A 19,158-nucleotide genomic window follows, 5' to 3' on the forward strand; every position below is an offset into this window, starting at 1 on the left:
CCAGAATCTTCGGCTGGACGCGGACGGGTGCCATCGTCGACCGGCGCATGACCGAGGTGATTGACCGACTCGTCCGCAACGACCTTGTTGTCTTGGGCACCGACGACACCCTTGCGTTGGTTCGATAGTGGTTCCACACCGGGTGCGGACCGCGTGATCGACAGGCTGTCAGCCTTCCTCGACCGCTACTCCACCCTGTAGCCGTCAAAGATCCGCGAGCTTGCTCACCGAGGCGCGGAGGGCGTCTTCACCAGCGCGGACGTAGTGGTTGAGGACGGTGGTGAGCTTGTCGCCGAGGTACTGGGCGACGACCACCCAGGGCTCGCCGAGCTCTTCGTGAAACCACTTCGTCGCGGCGTGGTGACGGAGGTTGCGGTAGACGATCGTGCGCGGCCAGGCGTTGTCGGCGTCGTTCTCATCGACCCATGCGCGAACGCGGTGCCAGCGTTCGTTGTGCATCTCGGGCTTCACGGGCAGACCGGTCACGGTGTCGATAAAGAGCCACAGCTCGTCCTCGGGTGGGACGGGGTAGTTCCACCAGGCGAGGGCCCTGTCCTTCTCTCGCGTTGCCAGCGTCGCTCGTCGCTGGCGTTCGGTCTCCTGGGCGTTGATCACATGCTGCAGCGACGCCGTGGCGGGCAGGTCCAACAAGTCGCGCACGCGGGGGAGGAGCTCGTCGTGCATCAGGGACTTCGGGAGTGGGACCTCGTGGAGGGTGTGGTTCTTCACCGGGCCGCGGAAGCCGGGCACCTTGCGCGGGGTGATCCAGGAGCCGTTCACGTGCACGTAGCCGCGATCCAGGAAGACGTCGATGGCCCGCAGCCCGTTCTGCTCGCCGAGGCGTAGGCCGCCGAAACCCGCGACGCGGATCTTCGTCCCCAATAGCGGCAGGCGAGTCATCAGGGGATCGATGCCGTCCGGATCGCACAGCTTGTCGGCCGCAGCCGCCATCGCCTTCACCTGGCGAGTCTCCGGACGTAGGCGGGGGTCGACGTACTGCGCCGTCGCTCCGTGGAGGACGTTGGCTCGCCCGATCTCGAGGCCGTCGAGCGGATCGATCGACCGGTCGAGCCAGCCCAGGCGCCACGCGAGTTTCCGCATCGCGGCGAGTTGGCCGCGCAGGTCCTCGCGGCCGCGCTGGGAGAAGAGCGTCTTGCTGCCCTTCTCCATCACGCGACGGCTGTGCTCGACCCGCCACTTCGTCACAGGCACCTCGCCGATGGTCGGCAGGATGTGGGCGTTGAGCCGGGACTCGCGCTGCTCCATCGTCCGGGGTTGCTTGCCGCGCTCGATCGAATCCCTGAGGTACTCCTCGCCGAGCATCCGAATCGTTCGCGACGCGCGCACATCAGCGCCGACGGGCGTCGCCTGCTCGGTGTCGAGCGCGGCCTCGGCCTGGGCGAAGATCTTGCGGGCCTCCTCTTCGGAGGCAGCGCGGCGCAGCACCCGCTTCCACGGCTCGTCCTCGCCGGCGGGCGCTCGGAAGAACACCTGGTACTTGTTGGTACCCGCGCCGGGGGCGTAGAGGCGCACCCGCCACGGCCGCGTGCTGCCGCCGAGTGTGCGCGGCCTGCCCTGCGCGAGCAGCTTCGGTTGAGAACGCGTCGCCACGAGACCTCCTACGCTGGAAGAACCATCGTACGCTGGTTTCGTGCATCACTTTGGTGCATCACTCAAGGAAAAGTGATGCACATGCCACTCGTCAGGAGTCACAGGAAATGGCCAACCGCCTCGCCGCGGCAACGAGCCCCTATTTGCTCCAACACGCCTCAAATCCAGTGGATTGGTGGGAGTGGGGACCCGAAGCGTTCGCCGAGGCGAAGCGCCGTGATACACCAGTTTTCCTGTCCGTCGGATACGCCGCCTGCCACTGGTGCCACGTGATGGCGCATGAGTCCTTCGAGGACGCCGAGACCGCGGCCCAGCTCAACGCCGGGTTCGTCTGCGTCAAGGTCGACCGCGAGGAGCGGCCCGACGTCGATGCCGTCTACATGGACGCGACGGTGGCGATGACCGGTCAGGGCGGCTGGCCGATGACCGTCGTGCTCGACCACGACGGCAGCCCGTTCTTTGCCGGCACCTACTTCCCCGACCGGCCGCGTGGCGGACAGCCGGCGCTGCGTCAGGTGCTGACAGCGCTCACCGAGGCGTGGCACGACCGCACCGCAGACGTCCGTCAGGCCGCCGCGACCGTGCGTGAGCACCTGGCTCGCGAGGTGGACCTGGGGGGCGCCCCGCTGACTGCCGAGGACCTCGCTGCCGCGGTGGCAATGCTGGCGACCCAGCTCGACCGGCGGAACGGCGGCTTCGGCAGTGCGCCGAAGTTCCCACCGACGATGGTCCTCGAGCTCCTGCGCCGCCGTGGTGACGAGGCATCGCGAGAGATGCTCGACCAGACCCTCGAGGCGATGGCACGCGGCGGCATCCACGACCAGATCGGAGGTGGCCTCGCGCGCTACAGCGTCGATGCCGGCTGGGTGGTGCCGCACTTCGAGAAGATGCTCTACGACAACGGCCAGCTGGTGGGCCTCTACGCCCGATGGGGCACGACCCTCGGCGACCGTGTCGCCACCGGTGTGGGCGACTGGATGCTGCGCGAGCTGCGCACCGCGGACGGCGGGTTCGCCTCGGCGCTCGACGCGGACAGCGAGGGCGAGGAGGGCAGGTTCTACGTCTGGACGGCCGACCAGCTCGTCGCGGCGCTCGGAGCTGACGACGGCCGATGGGCCAAGGACGTCTTCGACGTCACCGGGACCTTCGAGCACGGGACCTCCGTGCTCAGGCTCCCGGCGGACCCCGACGACTGGGCCCGCTACGACGACGTCCGTCGGCGTCTCCTGGCCGCCCGGGAGCGGCGGGTGCGCCCCGAACGCGACGACAAGGTGGTCGCGGCCTGGAACGGCCTCGCGATCTCCGGCCTCGTCGACGCCGGTCGGCTGCTCGGGCGCGAGGAGTACGTCGACGCTGCCCTCGCTGCGGGCCGGCTCCTGCTCGACGTCCATCTCGTCGACGGGCGGCTCCATCGGGTCTCGCGCGATGGCCGGGTCGGCGCACCGCTCGGCGTTCTCGAGGACCACGGCACCGTGGCCGGAGCCTTCTTGTCGCTCTGCGGCGCGACCGGCGACGATCGCTGGCTGGTCCGGGGCACGGACCTCCTCGACGCGGCGCTGACGCGCTTTAGAGCCACCGACGGCGGGTTCCACGACACTGCGGAGGACGGCGAGCGCCTGGTGGCCCGGCCCCGCGACCCGAGCGACAATGCGAGCCCCTCGGGAGCCTCCGCGGTCGTGCACGCACTTCTCGCGGCCTACGCCCTGACCGGGGAGGGCCGGTGGCGCGAGGTCGCCGACGAGGCGATGGCCGCGGTCGCCGAGCTCGGGCGCCGGGGCCCGCGCTTCGCGGGCTGGTCGTTGGCCGCGGCGCAGTCCGTCGTCGACGGGGCGCCCGAGATCGCGGTGGTGGGACCACCGGGCTCCGCGCGAGACGATCTGGAGCGTCAGGCGCGGCGCTGGCCGGGCGCCGTCGTGGCCGTGTCCGACGGCCCGCGAGACGGCATCGGGCTCCTCGCGCGGCGTGGAGCTGTGGACGGTGAGCCGGTGGCCTACGTCTGTCGTGGCAATGTTTGTGACCGTCCGACGCGTTCGCTTGGCAAAATCTCGCCACCGGTTGAACGCTGACCTACTCTTCTCACGACCGCGACCGGGGGGAAGCGGCATTCCAGAACGGTGAACGGGCTTGGGGGACAAAGCCGCGGCCAGCACACGCCCATCGGGGGATGACGTGGCGCACGCCGCAGACGACCAGCTCGTCGAGGACGTCCGACGGATCACGGGATCCGTGCGTGAGGTCATCGGCGCGCGCGCAGGCATGGTGAGCCGTGTCGTCGACGACGACTGGCTCGAGATCATGGCCATCGTCGGCGACCCCTCGGAGGGGCTCGTCGAGGGGCTGCGCTGGCGCCGCGCCGACCTGGAGAGCCTGCTGGCGAACGCCGAGCAGCTCGGCCGGCTGCACCTGACCAAGCGCCGGGCGGTGGCGTACGCCGAGATCCCGCAGGACGAGCCGGAGACGCGGCGCTACCTCGACCACCACCTCGGCCTGCTCCTGGCTCCGCTGCGGGGTGCCGGCGACGAGCTCCTCGGGGTGCTGTGCACCGAGGGTGCGGTCGACATCGAGCATCCGGCGCCGGGCGTGTGCGAGCTGGTCGAGCTCTACGCCGAGCAGGCGCGGCTCGCCCTCGGCGCTCTGCGGGACCGGGTGCGGATGTCCGAGCGACTGCGGATGTCGCACGCCGAGCACTCCGTGCTGCACGACGCGATCCGCGCCGACGACCTGCAGGGGCTCCTCGCGGCCGCGACCGAGCGGCTCGGCGACGTGCTGTCCGCATCGGCGGTGTGGGCCTGCGCCGACCTCGAGCCTGGCGTCCACGCCGAGGCCGCGTCGTACCCCTCGGACGTCACCGACAAGCTCGGCGACGACGTCTACCCGCTGCTGGAGTCGACGATCGTCGACTCGCTGCGCGAGGGGCGCGCGCTGACCCACGAGTCCGAGCCCATGCTCGGACGGCTCGCCGGGGTCGCTGGCCTCGACCGGGCGCTGCTCGCACCGATCGGCGACGGCACGGGGTCCCGTGGTGCGCTCCTGGTGCTTCGTGCCGCGGGCGAGGGCGCCTGGACCGCCGATGAGCGCGATGCCGTCTTCTCGGTCGGACGGCGGCTCGGCCCCCTGGCCGACCAGGTGCGCGAGCGGCGCCGCGACCAGGAGACCCTCGCCCAGCTCGTGCGCCTGGACGAGAGCCGGCGCGACCTGGTCGCCTCCATCACCCACGACCTCAAGACGCCGTTGACGGCGATCGCGCTCAACACCGAGCTGCTGGAGTCCGACCTGCGCCTGGCCGAGGCGGGGTCCCACCCCGTGGCGGCGATCCGGCGGAGTGCCGAGCGTCTGTCCAACCTCGTCGACGACCTGCTGGCCATGGCCCGCGCCGAGGAGGGCGTCGGGGCGCACGCCCAGGCCGACCTGGTCGAGCTGGTGCGCGACGCCTGTGCGCACGCGGAGACCGAGGCGACGCTGCGCCGGGTCACCTTCGAGATCGACACGCCCGAGACGCTGAAGGTCGAGGTCGACGCGAACGCGCTCGCCCGGGTCCTGGCCAACCTGGTCACCAACGCCGTGAAGTTCAGCCTGCCGCGCGGACGCGTCCAGCTCCAGCTGGCTCGGCTCGAGGACGGTGTCGAGTTCCGGTGCACCGACGAGGGGATCGGCATCCCCGCCGACCGGCTCGAGATGCTGTTCGACATCGCGCGGCGTACGCCGGACTCGCGCACCGTGGACATCCCGGGCTCGGGCATCGGCCTGGCCATCTGCGCCCGGATCGTCGACCGGCTCGGCGGCACCATCGCCGTCGAGTCCGAGCCCGGCCGCGGCTCGACCTTCGCCGTCCGCCTCCCACGCTGACCCGGCAGATCGTCAGGGGGGTCAGCGCAGGCCGACCTGGGCGACCAGCCGGCCGGCGAAGCCCTGTGACGGGATGCCGCTGGTGACCATCCCGAGCCCTGCCCGGAACGCGATGACGAGCAGCGCGACGGAGAGCACGCCGATCACGAGTCGCTGGAAGGGAAGCGGGTCGCGGTCGCGGGTGGCCCCGTGGAGCCGCGAGATCCAGCCGCCGAAGGTGTTGGTGATCACTGCGCTGACCACGCTCGCCAGAGCGGCACCGAGGATGGTGCCGAGGAGCCCGAGCTGGCTGGAGAGTGCGGTCGCGGTCGCTGCGGCGACCGCACCGGCAACGACGGTCGGGTAGGTCACGGTGTGGGCGTTGTGATCAGCCATCAGAGTGTCTGACGACCTCCGGACCCCGATTGTTCCTGGACGTGAGGGAGCACACAGATCTGTGACGCTGTGCCGGGGTCAGCGTCGTGCGGCGTGATGATCTGCCGGGTCAGCGGAGGGAGTAGGTCGCCAGGGAGACGCCGACGAAGTGGCTGAGGAAGGCGAGCACGGTCAGGGAGTGGAAGACCTCGTGGAAGCCGAAGTAGCGCGGCCAGGGGTCGGGATGGCGCAGGCCGTAGACGGCACCGCCGGCGATGTACAGCACGCCACCGACCACGATCAGCACCAGGACGGCGGTGCCCAGGCCCACTCCCAGCCGGTGGCAGCCGGCGGCGAACTGGGGCAGCGCGAACAGCGCGGCACAGCCGAGCCCGATGTAGATCGGCACGCACAGCCGCCGCGGAGCATCGAGCCAGAACACCCGGAACCCCACACCGAGCAGCGCCCCGACCCAGACCGCGGCCAGCATCACCACCCGGTCGGTCCCGCGGAGCAGCAGGATGGTGAACGGCGTGTAGGTGCCCGCGATCAGCACGAAGATGTTGGCGTGGTCGAGCCGCCGCAGCACCCGCGTCACCCTGGGCGACCAGCGGCCGCGGTGGTAGACGGCCGACACGCCGAACAGCAGCACCGACGACGCGACGTACACCACCGACCCGAGCCTGGTGGAGGCCGTCGGCGAGAGCGCGATCAGGACAACGCCCGCGATGAGGGTGACGGGCACGGCCCCGACGTGGAGCCACCCCCGCAGCCGCGGCTTCGCCATCGACTCCGCCACCTGATGGGCAAGGGAGTCGAGCCCGGCTCGCAGCGAGTCGTTCATGTGCAGACGATACCGGGACCCCTGTGAGGAGGTCTTGGCTTCGGCCGGGTCGCGACGCGGTTACCATCGAGGAGTGGCTGTGCTACCTGGCGTGAAGGAGCGAGTACGCCGTCTCTTCTACCCGGCCTATGAGTCTCGGATGGTCAAGGCGCTGCCGAAGAACCAGATGCCCCGGCACATCGGCGTGATGCTGGACGGCAACCGACGCTGGGCCAAGGGGGTCGGCGGCGACAGCACCCACGGCTACCGAGCGGGTGCGGCGAACATCGAGCCGCTGCTGGAGTGGAGCGAGGAGGTCGGTGTCGGCGTGGTCACCCTGTGGCTGCTGTCGACGGACAACCTCAACCGGCCTCCAGAGCAGCTCGAGGGTCTGCTCGCCGTGATCGGGGACGCCGTCGAGCAGCTGGCCGACCAGCGCCGCTGGCGCATCCATCCCGTGGGGGCACTCGATCTGCTGCCGGCTGCCCTGGCGAACCGGCTCAAGGAGGCCGAGGAGTCGACCCGCGACGTCGACGGGATCCTGGTCAACGTCGCGGTGCCCTACGGCGGACGACGTGAGATCGCCGACGCCGTGCGCTCACTGCTCCAGGAGCACGCCGAGCGGGGCACGAGCCTGGAGGAGCTCGCCGAGGTGATCGACGTCGACCACATCGCCGGGCACCTCTACACCAAGGGCCAGCCCGACCCCGACCTGGTGATCCGCACCTCCGGCGAGCAGCGGCTCGGCGGGTTCCTGCTCTGGCAGAGCGCGCAGAGCGAGTTCTACTTCTGCGAGGCCTACTGGCCCGACTTCCGCAAGGTCGACTTCCTGCGCGCGATCCGCGCCTACGCCCAGCGGCAGCGCCGATACGGCGCCTGAGCGCCGTCCGCCGCCGCCATCCAGTGTTCACGCCGGGCTCGGGCGTGTCTGGCACGAACGGTCGGCAGTGCGGCGTACGTTCGCCGCATCGGAGGGTGGGAGTCACTCCCCGAATCGGGAGGCCCGTTCGTGAGACATCACGACCAGACAGCGCGACCCAGCCGGTCGCGCGGCGCGGCCAGCAGGTCGCGCCGAGGGGGCCGGCACTCCGGCCTTCGGGTGACGTCCCGGTCCGTCACGTAGAGGGAGCAGGACCGGGCGGAGGGTGCCCGCGCGGTCTGGTGAGGGGTGTCTGGTGCCGCAAGCCAAGCAGGGGACCCGTCGGACCACGCGCGCGACCACCCGGGAGCCGGCTGCCCGGCCGCCCGGCTTCCGGACCTTCGTCCTGGACACCAGCGTGCTGCTGGCAGACCCGGGGGCGTTGCGTCGCTTCGAGGAGCACGAGGTCGTCCTGCCCGTCGTGGTGATCACCGAGCTGGAGGCCAAGCGCCACCATCCCGAGCTCGGGTTCTTCGCCCGCACCGCCCTGCGAGCCCTCGACGAGCTGCGCGTGACGCACGGACGCCTTGACGAGCCGGTCCCCGTCGGCGAGACCGGCGGCACGATCCGGGTCGAGCTCAACCACACCGATGCCGACTCGCTCCCGTCCGGCTTCCGTCTCGGTGACAACGACACTCGGATCCTCGCCGTCGCCCGCAACCTCGCCAACGAGGAGCGCGACGTCACGCTGGTCTCCAAGGACCTCCCGATGCGGATCAAGGCATCCGCGGTCGGACTCCGCGCCGAGGAGTACCACGGCGAGCGCGTCGGCGAGTCCGACCCCGGCTACAGCGGGATGGCCGAGCTCGAGGTGCCCGCGCCGCTGCTCGACGAGCTGTACGACGAGGGGTGGACCGACGTCGAGGCGGCTCGCGAGCTGCCCTGTCACACCGGGCTCGTCCTGCTCTCCGAGCGCAGTACGGCGCTGGGCCGCGTCGGCCCGGACAAGCACGTCCACCTGGTCCGCGGCGACCGCGAGGCCTTCGGGATCCACGGACGCTCGGCCGAGCAGCGCATCGCCCTGGAGATGCTGCTGGACCCCGAGGTCGGGATCGTCTCCCTCGGCGGACGGGCGGGCACCGGGAAGTCCGCGATGGCGCTGTGCGCGGGTCTCGAAGCCGTCCTCGAGCGGCGCCAGCACCAGAAGGTCGTGGTCTTCCGGCCCCTGTTCGCCGTGGGCGGCCAGGAGCTGGGCTACCTCCCCGGGTCGGAGTCGGAGAAGATGTCGCCCTGGGCGCAGGCCGTCTTCGACACCCTCGGCTCGCTCACCTCTCGTGACGTCGTCGAGGAGGTGCTCGAGCGCGGCATGCTCGAGGTGCTGCCGCTGACCCACATCCGGGGCCGCTCCCTGCACGACTCGTTCGTGATCGTCGACGAGGCGCAGTCGCTGGAGCGCAACGTCCTGCTCACCGTGCTGTCGCGCATCGGCGCCAACTCCAAGGTCGTACTCACCCATGACGTCGCGCAACGCGACAACCTCCGGGTCGGGCGACACGACGGCGTCGTCGCGGTCGTCGAGAAGCTCAAGGGGCATCCGCTCTTCGCCCACGTCACCCTCACCCGATCAGAGCGCTCGCCGATCGCCGCGTTGGTCACCGAGATGCTCGAGGACGTCACGCTCTAAAAATCCGGGGTAGTCCCTGACAGAACTGTCGTCGAAGAGCCGGTGCCGCGACATTTCTGTCAGGGACTACCCCGGATTTGGCGTGGGGGGTGGCCGTGGGTGGGCGGCCCGATGCGCGTGACCGTTTCGTGATCAAGAGCCCATCAACGATGGGGCTTTTGGGGTCAACGGGATTGGTGTGACGAGAGGGGCGTCAAGAAGTCCACAATTCCACTACTTTCTGGCCCGATCGGTTTGCGCCCGGCTCCGAACTCATGCAAGGTGGCTTGCAGTCCTCCCCTTGCCGGATGTTCCTCGGGCCCCCGTCGGGTGGGACGGATCACCCCGAGTCGTCTACCCGCGAATGCGCCTGTGCCTACCCTTCACGAGTCCCAGCAGCCTCAGCAGTACGTGCCCCGGCATCGAGCTGCCCCTGCTCCGACGCAGCCCGACGCGTGGCTCGGCCCGCGCCACGTGGGCGACAGGCGACGGCCTGCCCAGCGCGCGCTGCGCACCACGGTCACGGTGACCGGGCTGGCGGCCGCTGCCACCGGCGTCGCCGTTGCGACCGGGATGGTGCAGTCGCCGGACGCGGCAGCCAACCTCGCCGACTCCCTGACGACCGCCGCCTCGACCGGCGACTCCACCGCGGGTCACGGCGCCGCCGCGGCCGCCGTCCAGGACCGCACGCCCGTCGTGTCGCGCTCGGCTGACCGCACGCGGCTCTCGCCCGGCGTCTCCGGCGGCGCCGGAGCCTCTCAGCGCGTCCCCGCCAAGGCGAAGTCGCTGGGCCTGTCCACGGGTCCTGCGGTCGGCGGTCAGGAGAACCTCGCGATCAGCGGCAACCCCCAGACCATCGCCCTGGCCGAGCTGTCGAAGTTCGGCTTCTCCAGCTCCCAGATGAGCTGTCTGATCCCGCTGTGGGCCGGCGAGAGCGGCTGGCGGGTGAACGCCGAGAACTCCTCCTCCGGTGCCTATGGCATCCCCCAGGCGCTCCCGGGCTCGAAGATGGCCAGCGCCGGCTCCGACTGGCAGACCAACGCGGCCACCCAGATCAAGTGGGGCCTGGGCTACATCGCCGAGCGCTACGGGTCACCCTGCGGCGCGTGGGGCTTCAAGCAGAGCCACGGCTGGTACTGAGCCCGACCAGTCCGGCGCTCACGTCGTGCAACCGGTCGGCCAGGGCGTCGTCGCGCGCCAGTACCGAGGGCTCACGCAGCCGATCGTGGTCGTAGTAGCCGCCGGTCTCGCCCTCGACGTCGGGGCTCGCCGCCAGGTGGGCCAGCCGCGAGCCGCCGGTCGCCGGCGACTCCATGCGTCGCTTGAGCACCGCCAGCACCGGCCGGGCGAACCACGGCGCTCCGCTCCAGATGTTCGTCGCGATGGCGCCCGGGTGCAGTGAGGTCACCGTCACGCCGGTCCCGTCGAGGCGCCGGGCCAGCGCTCGCGCGGTCAGGACGTTGGCGAGCTTGGAGCGGGAGTACGCCTTCATGACGGAGTACCCGTGCTCGAAGCCGAGGTCGTCGAAGTCGAGCGTCCCGGAGTAGTGGCCCTCCGAGGAGGTGAACACGATCCGGGCGGGCGCACTCTGGAGGATCCGGTCCAGGAGCAGCTCGGTGAGCAGGAACCCGGCCAGGTGGTTGACCGCGAAGGTCGCCTCGATGCCGTCAGCGGTCAGGGTGCGCCTCGCGAAGACGGTGCCGGCGTTGTTGACCAGCACGTCGATCCGGTCGCAGGTCTCCAGCAGGTCACCGGCCAGGCGTCGTACGGCGTCCTGGCTGCTCAGGTCGCACAGCATCGGGTCGACGACGACGCCGGGAGACTCCGTCCGGATCCGGCCGGCGGCAGCCTCGGTGCGCCGCGGGTCGCGCCCGACCAGCACGAGCCGGCACCCGGGCTCGGCCCGTGCGAGCTGGCTCGCGCACTCCAGGCCGATGCCGTCGGAGGCGCCGGTGATGACATAGGTGCGGGCCGAGCCGGTCACGGGCGGGTCATCCGGTGTACGTCGAGCGCCTCGTCGAGCTGGTCCTCGGTGAGCTCGCCTCGCTCGACGTACCCCAGGTCGAGCACGGTCTGGCGGATCGTGGCGCCGTTCGCGAGCGCCTGCTTGGCGATCTTCGCCGCGGCCTCGTAGCCGACGTACTTGTTCAGCGGCGTCACGATGCTCGGCGACGACTCGGCGTAGGCGCGCAGCCGGTCGCGGTCGGCGGTGATGCCGTCGACGCAGTCGGCGAGCAGTCGCGAGGCGGTGGTGAGCAGCCGGGTCGACTCCAGGAGGTTGCGGGCGATCACCGGGAGCATGACGTTGAGCTCGAAGCTGCCGGACGCGCCGGCGAAGGTGATGGCGGCGTCGTTGCCGATCACCTGCGCGCAGACCTGGAGGGTCGCCTCCGGGATCACCGGGTTCACCTTGCCCGGCATGATGCTCGACCCCGGCTGGAGGTCGGCCAGGTGGATCTCAGCCAGGCCCGCCGTCGGCCCGCTCCCCATCCAGCGCAGGTCGTTGCAGATCTTGACCAGGCCGACGGCGTACGTCTTGAGCACGCCGCTCAGCTCGACCAGGGAGTCCTGGGTGCCTTGGGCCTCGAAGTGGTTGCGGGCCTCGGTGAACGCCTCTCCGGTCTCCTCGACGAGGTGCGCGATGGTCTGCGCCGCGAAGGCCGGTGGGGTGTTGATCCCAGTGCCGACCGCGGTGCCGCCGAGCGGGAGCTCGCGGACCCGCGGGAGCACGGCCGCGAGCCGCTCCCGGCCGTACGACGCGGTGGCGGCGTACCCGCCGAGCTCCTGACCGAGGGTGACCGGGGTCGCATCCATCAGGTGGGTGCGGCCGGACTTCACCGCGTCGGCATACTCGGCGGCCTTCCGCTCCAACGCCGCGCGGAGAGTGGCCATCGCCTCGTCCAGAGGACGGGCCGCGAGCACGGCGGCGACGTGGATGGCGCTGGGGAACGTGTCATTGGAGGACTGGCTGGCGTTGACGACGTCGTTGGGGTGGGCCTCGACGCCGGACCGCGTGGCGAGCGAGGCGAGGACCTCGTTGAGGTTCATGTTGGTGCTGGTGCCCGAGCCGGTCTGGAAGACGTCGATCGGGAACTGGTCGTCGTGGTCGCCGGCGACGATCTCGGCGACGGCCGCGACCACGGCGTCACGCTGCTCGACGGTGATGACGCCGAGGTCGGCGTTGGTCCGCGCCGCGGCGCCCTTGATCCGCGCGAGGGCGTGGACCAGGGCGGCCGGGAGGGGCTGGCCGCTGATCGGGAAGTTCTGCACGGCGCGCTGCGTCTGGGCGCGCCACAGGGCCTCGACCGGGACCTCGACGTCACCCATCGAGTCGTGCTCGGTCCGGAACTCTCCGCTCATGCTCCCGAGGCTACGCGTGCGGCGTACAGCCAGTAGTGCTCGTCGCGGTCCTGGAGGCGTACGGCGTGGGCGTGCTCGCCGACCTCGTCGAACACGTCGCGCAGCGTCGCCACGAGGGTCTTCGACGCTGCGGCCGACCACACGACCAGGGCACCCCCGGGCTCGAGACACTCGCGCACCCGGCGCAGGAACGGGACGTCGTAGATCGAGGCGTTGGTCTCGTGGACGAGCTGGTCCGGTCCGTTGTCGACGTCGAGCAGCACCACGTCGTACGTCGAGGGCCCCGCCTCGGAAACGGCCTGGACGATGTCGGCGACCACCACCCTGGCCCGGGCGTCGGCGAGCAGGCGGGGTCCGTGCGGGATCGTGCCGTCGCGCATCCAGTCGACCAGGGCGGGCTCGATCTCCACGACGTCCACGTGCTCGACGCGCCGGTCGGCCAGCACCCGGTCGAGGGTGAAGCCGAGTCCGAGCCCCCCGACCAGGACCCGCCGCGGGTCGGCCACCGCCCCCAGCGCAGCGTCGGCCAGAGCCCGCTCGGAGGCGTGCTCGGCGGTGTCCATCACGAAAGTGCCGTTGGCCCGGAGCTCCAGTACGGTCGGACCCTTGCCGGGTCGCCGCTCGCGGAGGACGAGCTCGCCGCGCTCGCTCTCGCTTCGTGCCACCTCGACGTGCTCCACGGCCCTACCGTAGGCACGTGAGGAGCCGCTCGGCGAGGAGACTTGGTGCCGCCGCCTAAAGTGCATTGAAACAGTCGACAATAACCCGGCGGCGAGCGCGACGAAGGGAAGCCAGATGCGAGACGAGCAGGCAGCACCACCGGCGCGGGCACCGCGGGTTGTCGTGATCGGGGCCGGCGCCTCCGGCAGCCTGACCGCCCTGCACCTGGCTCGCAGCGCCCGCCGGCGCGAGGCCGCGCTCGACGTCGTCCTGCTCGACCCGTCCCTGCATCGCGCCCGGGGCACGGCGTTCGGCACGGCCGACCCGCAGCACCTGCTGAACGTCCCGGCCGGCGGCATGAGCGCGCTGCCCGAGGATCCCGGCCACTTCGTGGCCTGGCGCGCCCGGCAGCACCCCGAGCTGATGACCGAGCCCGGTGTCTTCGCGCCGCGCGTCGACTGGGGGCGCTACCTCGACGAGACCCTGACCCGGACCTACGCGCACAACGACCTGGTGACGCTGCGCCACCTGCGCGTGCGCGCGACCGCCGTAAGGCGCGACGACTCCGGCGTCGTGGTGAGCACCGACGACGGCCAGATCGTGGTGGGGGACGCCGTCGTCCTGGCGACGGGGGAGCGGCCGCCCGGCTACGCCTGGGCCCCCGAGGCCCTCCAGCGCTCGGCGTTCTTCGTGCCGAACCCGTGGGCCCCCGGCGCGATCGACGTCGTACGACGCGATGCGGCCGGCCCGGCCGACGTACTCCTCGTCGGGACCGGCCTGACCATGGTCGACGTGGTCCTGTCGCTCGCCGGGCCGACCCAACGCCCCGAGCGCCGGATCAAGGCGGTGTCGCGGCACGGGGAGCTGCCCGAGCGGCACGCCGACGAGCTCCAGCTCGCCGCCATCCCGGAGATCGACGACTGGGGCTCGAGCCTGGCGGAGTACCGCACCCGCGCGCGTGCCCACATCGCCCGCGTCGAGGCCGCCACCGGTGACTGGCGTCCCGCGGTCGACGGACTCCGCACCGTCGTCCAGCCGCTCTGGCAGCGACTCAGCGACGACGACCGGGTCGAGTTCCTGCGCGAGGACGCGAGCGCCTGGGGCAGGATGCGTCACCGTATGCCGCCGGGCTCGGCCGACGTCATCACGGCGCTGGAGGCCTCCGACACCCTCGCCCGAGCCGCGGGGGAGGTGGTGGACGCCGAGCCGTTGACCGGCGGTGGGCTGCGGGTGACCCTGACCGACGGCAGCGTCCACGACGTCGGGTGGGTCGTGAACTGCACCGGCACCAGCGTCGTCGTCCGGCCCGGGTCAGACCCGCTGGTCGACGACCTGCTGACCCCGCGGGCCGGCGTGGCCCTCGGGCAGCTGAGCACCGCTGCCCTCGGTCTGCGCACCGACTCCGGCCGGCTCGTCGACACCGCAGGCACCACCGACGCTCCGATCTGGACCCTGGGATCGGTACGCCGAGGCGAGCTCTTCGAGTCGACCGCCATCCCCGAGATCCGGGTGCAGGCGGCTCAGCTCGCGGCCGCCGTGCTCGAGGAGATCGCACCCGAGCCGCGGCGGCTGGCCGACGGACGGCTCGTCGGGGGCCACCATCCGATCGCTCGTCCACGCGACCCGCTGGGGCTGCCGCTGTCGACGACGGCCGAGGCGGCGGCGGCGTACAACGCCGGTCTGGAGCGGCTGATGCGGCTTCAGTCGGGCGCCGACGAGAAGCTGCTGGAGGCTGTGAGGCTGGACCCGGAGTTCGCCGTCGCCCATGCGGCGCTTGCCATGCTCGGGCACGAGGGAGGGTCCGCGGTCGACGTCCGAGCCTCGCTGGAGCTGGCCCGGCGGGCGGCCCGGATGCGCGCCGACGACCGCGAGCGCAGTCTGGTCGACGTGGTCGGACGGCGCGTCGAGGACGTCCGCAACTCCGGTGCCACCGCCCTGATGAACCACATCGCCCAGCACCCGCGCGACGTGCTGGCCGTCTCGGCGGCCGTGCCGACGATCGCGTTCTCCGGAGTCACCGACATCCAGCAGGAGGCGTGGGAGCTCGTCGAGGGGCTCGCGCCGGCCTACGGCGACCACTGGTGGTACATCTCCCTGCTCGCCTTCACGCGGCAGGACCAGTCGCGCTTCGACGACGCCGGGCTGCTCGCCGAGAGCGCGCTGGAGTGCGAGCCGACGTCGGGGCACGCCGTCCACGCCCAGACACACGTCATGTACGAGACAGGCCGGCACGAGGCCGGACGCGTGTGGCTCGACGGCTGGGTCTCCGAGAGCGGCCGGGCGGCCAGCCATCGTGCCCACTTCTCCTGGCACGCCGCCCTGCACGAGCTGGCGATCGGCGACACCGAGGCGGTGCGCCAGCGCTACTACATGCAGCTCGCGCCGCCCACCGTGACCGGCGTCCGCGCGCTCATCGACTCGGCATCCCTCCTGTGGCGCTGGGTGGTGACGACCTCGGGCTGGGACGCCGCGGCCGGCACGTCGGCGTTCAGCGGCGAGACTGCGCCCCCGCCGGTGGAGAGCGTGCTCGACGCCGCCGGGGCGGAGCTGGTCGACCGACCCCAGACGGCGTTCGTCGCACTGCACGCGGCTCTGGCCCTGGCCGCAGCCGGCGACCTGCCGCGCCTGGCCGCACTCCGTGCGCACTGCCAGGGCACCTCCGAGCTGTCGGTCCGGACGACTGTCACCTCGGTCTGCGAGGCGCTGCTCGCCGCCGGCGAGCAGCGCTGGGGCGAGGCTGCACGGGTGCTGACCGACGTCCTGCCCGGCCTGCCGCGCGTGGGCGGATCGGCCGCGCAGCGCGAGATCGTGGAGGAGACCCTGCTCTACTGCCTGGTCAGCGACGGCCAGGCCGACCGCGCCCTGGCCCTGCTGGACGGCCGCCTCGACCGGCGTTCGTCGCCGCTCGACCAGCGCCGTCGCACGTCGTTGGTCAGCCCGTCGGGCGCCCCTCTCGGCGTCTGACCGGCCCTGACGTCATACCAACCGAGGGCCATGGGGCGCAGTAGCGCTCGGAGTATGACGTCCCCGAGGACCTACTCGGCGGAGCGGACGCGGATGCCGGTCAGGGGCACCGTGACCGCCCCGCCGGGGTCGGTGAAGAAGTCGTTGCCCTTGTCGTCGACGACGATGAACGCCGGGAAGTCCTCGACCTCGATCTTCCAGACGGCCTCCATGCCGAGCTCGGGGTACTCCAGCACCTCGACCGACTTGATGCAGTCCTGCGCCAGCCTCGCCGCGGGGCCGCCGATGGAGCCGAGGTAGAAGCCGCCGTGGGCGGCACAGGCCTCGGTCACGACCTTCGAGCGGTTGCCCTTGGCCAGCATCACCAGTGAGCCGCCTGCCGCCTGGAACTGCTCGACGTAGGAGTCCATGCGACCGGCCGTCGTCGGCCCGAACGAGCCCGAGGCGTATCCCGCGGGGGTCTTCGCCGGCCCCGCGTAGTAGACCGCGTGGTCCCGCAGGTACGCCGGCATCGGCTCGCCCGCGTCGAGCAGCTCCTTCAGCTTGGCGTGCGCGATGTCACGCGCGACGACCAGCGGCCCGGTCAGGGACAGACGCGTCTTCACCGGGTGCCGCGAGAGCTCGGCGAGCATCTCGGGCATCGGGCGGTTGAGGTCGATCCGCACGACGTCGGCCTCGTCCTCGGGCTGCGTCGCCGCCGTTGCGGGGAGGTACCTCGCCGGGTCGGTCTCGAGCTGCTCGAGGAACACGCCGTCCGCGGTGATCTTGCCGAGGGCCTGGCGGTCGGCCGAGCAGGAGACTGCGATCGCGACCGGGCAGGACGCGCCGTGGCGAGGCAGTCGGACGACGCGAACGTCGTGGCAGAAGTACTTGCCGCCGAACTGAGCACCGATCCCGAAACCTTGAGTGAGCTTGAAGACCTCCTCCTCCAGCTCCAGGTCTCGAAACCCGTGTGCAGCCTGCGATCCCGACGTCGGGAGGTGGTCGAGGTAGTGGGCTGAGGCGTACTTCGCGGTCTTCAGCGCGAACTCCGCCGACGTCCCGCCGATCACCACCGCGAGGTGGTACGGCGGACACGCCGCCGTGCCGAGCGAGCGGATCTTCTCGTCCAGGAACGCCAGCATCCTGGTGGGGTTCAAGACCGCCTTGGTCTCCTGGTAGAGGAACGACTTGTTCGCCGATCCGCCGCCCTTCGCCATGAACAGGAACCTGTACTCCGGCGTGTCCCCGGGCACGGAGTAGATCTCGATCTGGGCGGGGAGGTTGGTGCCGGTGTTCTTCTCCTCCCACATGGTCAGTGGCGCCAGCTGGGAGTAGCGCAGGTTCAGCCTCGTGTAGGCGTCGTACACGCCCTTGCTGATGGCCTCCCCGTCGTCGACACCGGTGAGCACGCCCTCGGACCTCTTGCCCATCACGATCGCCGTCCCCGTGTCCTGGCACATCGGCAGGACGCCACCGGCGGAGATGTTGACGTTCTTCAGCAGATCGAGCGCGACGAACCGGTCGTTGCCGCTGGACTCCGGGTCGTCGATGATCCGGCGCAGCTGCGTGAGGTGTGCCGGGCGCAGGTAGTGGGCGATGTCGTGCATGGCCTCGGCGGTCAGCTGCCGGATCGCAGCGGGCGAGACCCGCAGGAACCGCTGCCCGTCGGCCTCGAACGCCGAGACGCCCTCGGTCGTCACCAGTCGGTACGGCGTGTCGTCGGGACCGATGGGCAGCAGGTCGGAGTAGTGGAACTCGGGGCCGGTCGAGTCGGTCGCCGACTCCGGCAGGGAAGCGGGTTCGCTCACGGCTGCACGATAGTCCGCAGCCCTGTCCCGGCTCCTGCGTGCCACACTGCGTCCGTGACGACGGCTCCGCGCAAGGCTGGCCGAGTCCGCCCGGCTCCGACGCTGGAGGACCTGGCGGCCCGGGCCGGCGTATCCCGCGCGACGGCGAGCCGCGTGCTGCGTGGCGACTCCAAGGTCAGCGAGCGTGCACGCCAGGCCGTGCTCGAGGCGGCCCGCGACCTCTCCTACGCCCCGAACCTCGCCGCCCGCAGCCTGGTCACCGGGCGCAGCGACTCGATCGCGTTCCTGGTGGAGGAGACCGAGGAGCGGATGTTCGCCGACCCGTTCTTCCTCGGAATGCTGCGCAGCGCGCAGGAGACGGTCGCCGGCGCAGGCAAGCAGCTGGTGTTCACGGTCGTGAACCGACCCGAGGACCAGGAGCGCTTCTTGGCCTACGCGGCCGGGGGCCACGTGGACGGCGTGCTCCTCATGTCGCTGCACGGCCAGGACCACCTGCCCCGGCGTCTCGAGCAGGTGGGTGTGCCGACGGTTCTTACCGGCCGGCCCCTCAGCGACCGCCGTCGGCTGTGGTACGTCGACGCGGACAACGTCGGTGGGGGACGACTCGCCACGAGCCACCTCCTGGCCTCCGGACGCACCACGGTGGCCACCGTGACCGGACCTCTCGACATGTGCGCCGGCCAGGACCGGCTCGCCGGATACCGGGCGGCTGTCGAGGAGTCGGGGATGGGTCCCGAGAAGACCCTGGTCTCGGTGGGCGACTTCACGGTCGCCGGCGGCTATGCCGCCGCGCGGGCGCTGCTCGAGCGCCGCCCCGACGTGGACGCGATCTTCGCGGCCTCCGACCTGGCGGCGTTCGGGGTGCTCCGGGCACTGCGCGAGGCCGGGCGGACGGCTGGTGAGGACGTCGCGGTCGTCGGCTTCGACGACATCCCGGCCGCGGCGGAGCAGGAGCCGGCGCTGACCACGGTCCGCCAGCCCATCGCCGCGCTGGGCACGGCGATGTCCCGCCTCCTGCTCGACCGGATCGAGGGCCGCGACCGGCTGGCGCGACGTACGGTCCTGCCGGTCGAGCTGGTCCTGCGCGAGACCGCGTAGGGCTGGCGACCAACCGGCCGAGGGCGAATTACGCACAGCGCTGGACCTAACTCACTCTTGACATCGTGACGGCGGTCACAGCATCCTGACGGCGAGCGTTCGTGAGAGCGCTCTCACGGACCCGGTGGAC

14 protein-coding genes are annotated in these 19,158 nt (G+C 71.4%); 7 read left to right on the forward strand and 7 right to left on the reverse strand.

What is annotated here, in order from left to right; genetic code table 11:
- Window positions 1-204: 204 nt before the first annotated feature.
- Window positions 205-1,611, reverse strand: coding sequence for a hypothetical protein (locus VHW64_RS11725; protein ID WP_329650738.1), 1,407 nt, complete (start codon window positions 1,609-1,611; stop codon window positions 205-207).
- 107 nt (window positions 1,612-1,718) lie between these two features.
- Between VHW64_RS11725 and VHW64_RS11730 the strand changes: the two genes are divergently transcribed.
- Window positions 1,719-3,677, forward strand: a complete 1,959-nt coding sequence (locus tag VHW64_RS11730) for a thioredoxin domain-containing protein (protein WP_329650739.1) — start codon at window positions 1,719-1,721, stop codon at window positions 3,675-3,677.
- Between the two features lie 103 nt (window positions 3,678-3,780).
- A complete protein-coding gene (locus VHW64_RS11735) occupies window positions 3,781-5,457 on the forward strand; it encodes a HAMP domain-containing sensor histidine kinase (protein ID WP_329650740.1) in 1,677 nt (558 codons plus the stop codon).
- A gap of 21 nt (window positions 5,458-5,478) precedes the next feature.
- Here the strand turns inward: VHW64_RS11735 and VHW64_RS11740 are convergent, their stop codons facing one another.
- Both VHW64_RS11740 and trhA read right to left on the reverse strand, forming a co-directional pair.
- Window positions 5,479-5,832 carry a hypothetical protein gene (locus VHW64_RS11740; protein ID WP_329650741.1) on the reverse strand — a complete coding sequence of 118 codons (354 nt, stop codon included), beginning with the start codon at window positions 5,830-5,832 and terminating at the stop codon, window positions 5,479-5,481.
- Window positions 5,833-5,941: 109 nt separating this feature from the next.
- Window positions 5,942-6,655 carry a PAQR family membrane homeostasis protein TrhA gene (trhA, locus tag VHW64_RS11745; protein WP_329650742.1) on the reverse strand — a complete coding sequence of 238 codons (714 nt, stop codon included), beginning with the start codon at window positions 6,653-6,655 and terminating at the stop codon, window positions 5,942-5,944.
- A 73-nt stretch (window positions 6,656-6,728) separates the two neighbouring features.
- On the opposite strand from trhA, the gene VHW64_RS11750 reads away from it, so the two are divergent.
- The 3 genes from VHW64_RS11750 to VHW64_RS11760 all read left to right on the forward strand — a co-directional run bounded on the left by VHW64_RS11750 (window position 6,729) and on the right by VHW64_RS11760 (window position 10,296).
- On the forward strand, window positions 6,729-7,514 hold the full coding sequence (locus VHW64_RS11750; RefSeq protein ID WP_329650743.1) for an isoprenyl transferase: 786 nt from the start codon (window positions 6,729-6,731) through the stop codon (window positions 7,512-7,514).
- 385 nt (window positions 7,515-7,899) lie between these two features.
- Window positions 7,900-9,177, forward strand: coding sequence for a PhoH family protein (locus tag VHW64_RS11755; protein WP_329650776.1), 1,278 nt, complete (start codon window positions 7,900-7,902; stop codon window positions 9,175-9,177).
- 351 nt (window positions 9,178-9,528) lie between these two features.
- Entirely contained in the window at window positions 9,529-10,296 is a 768-nt protein-coding gene (locus VHW64_RS11760; protein WP_329650744.1) for a lytic transglycosylase domain-containing protein, read from the forward strand.
- On the opposite strand, the gene VHW64_RS11765 is transcribed toward VHW64_RS11760, so the two are convergent.
- The 3 genes from VHW64_RS11765 to VHW64_RS11775 are packed head-to-tail and all read right to left on the reverse strand — an operon-like array spanning window position 10,271 to window position 13,196.
- Window positions 10,271-11,140, reverse strand: coding sequence for an SDR family oxidoreductase (locus VHW64_RS11765; protein ID WP_329650745.1), 870 nt, complete (start codon window positions 11,138-11,140; stop codon window positions 10,271-10,273). The genes VHW64_RS11760 and VHW64_RS11765 overlap by 26 nt on opposite strands.
- Complete coding sequence (locus VHW64_RS11770) at window positions 11,137-12,516, reverse strand: class II fumarate hydratase (protein WP_329650746.1); 1,380 nt, start codon at window positions 12,514-12,516, stop codon at window positions 11,137-11,139. Before VHW64_RS11770 ends, VHW64_RS11765 begins: the two co-directional genes overlap by 4 nt.
- Window positions 12,513-13,196: a hypothetical protein gene (locus tag VHW64_RS11775; RefSeq protein WP_329650747.1), complete on the reverse strand. Its 684-nt coding sequence runs from the start codon at window positions 13,194-13,196 to the stop codon at window positions 12,513-12,515. The genes VHW64_RS11770 and VHW64_RS11775 overlap by 4 nt, the downstream gene beginning before the upstream one ends.
- A gap of 115 nt (window positions 13,197-13,311) precedes the next feature.
- Between VHW64_RS11775 and VHW64_RS11780 the strand changes: the two genes are divergently transcribed.
- Window positions 13,312-16,140: an FAD/NAD(P)-binding protein gene (locus VHW64_RS11780; protein WP_329650748.1), complete on the forward strand. Its 2,829-nt coding sequence runs from the start codon at window positions 13,312-13,314 to the stop codon at window positions 16,138-16,140.
- A 71-nt stretch (window positions 16,141-16,211) separates the two neighbouring features.
- On the opposite strand, the gene VHW64_RS11785 is transcribed toward VHW64_RS11780, so the two are convergent.
- Window positions 16,212-17,930 (reverse strand): fumarate hydratase, encoded by a 1,719-nt coding sequence (locus tag VHW64_RS11785; protein WP_329650749.1) that lies wholly within the window; start codon window positions 17,928-17,930, stop codon window positions 16,212-16,214.
- 54 nt (window positions 17,931-17,984) lie between these two features.
- On the opposite strand from VHW64_RS11785, the gene VHW64_RS11790 reads away from it, so the two are divergent.
- Window positions 17,985-19,028 carry a LacI family DNA-binding transcriptional regulator gene (locus VHW64_RS11790; RefSeq protein ID WP_329650750.1) on the forward strand — a complete coding sequence of 348 codons (1,044 nt, stop codon included), beginning with the start codon at window positions 17,985-17,987 and terminating at the stop codon, window positions 19,026-19,028.
- Window positions 19,029-19,158 lie beyond the last annotated feature (130 nt).

This window comes from Nocardioides sp., assembly GCF_036267815.1.
Lineage (GTDB): Bacteria > Actinomycetota > Actinomycetes > Propionibacteriales > Nocardioidaceae > Nocardioides.

Bases quoted from the DNA above. Each gene is read 5' to 3' on its own strand.
- VHW64_RS11740 (WP_329650741.1), bottom strand. From the start codon at position 5,832: ATGGCTGATCACAACGCCCACACCGTGACCTACCCGACCGTCGTTGCC.
- VHW64_RS11730 (WP_329650739.1), top strand. From the start codon at position 1,719: ATGGCCAACCGCCTCGCCGCGGCAACGAGCCCCTATTTGCTCCAACAC.
- VHW64_RS11780 (WP_329650748.1), top strand. From the start codon at position 13,312: ATGCGAGACGAGCAGGCAGCACCACCGGCGCGGGCACCGCGGGTTGTC.
- trhA (WP_329650742.1), bottom strand. From the start codon at position 6,655: ATGAACGACTCGCTGCGAGCCGGGCTCGACTCCCTTGCCCATCAGGTG.
- VHW64_RS11770 (WP_329650746.1), bottom strand. From the start codon at position 12,516: ATGAGCGGAGAGTTCCGGACCGAGCACGACTCGATGGGTGACGTCGAG.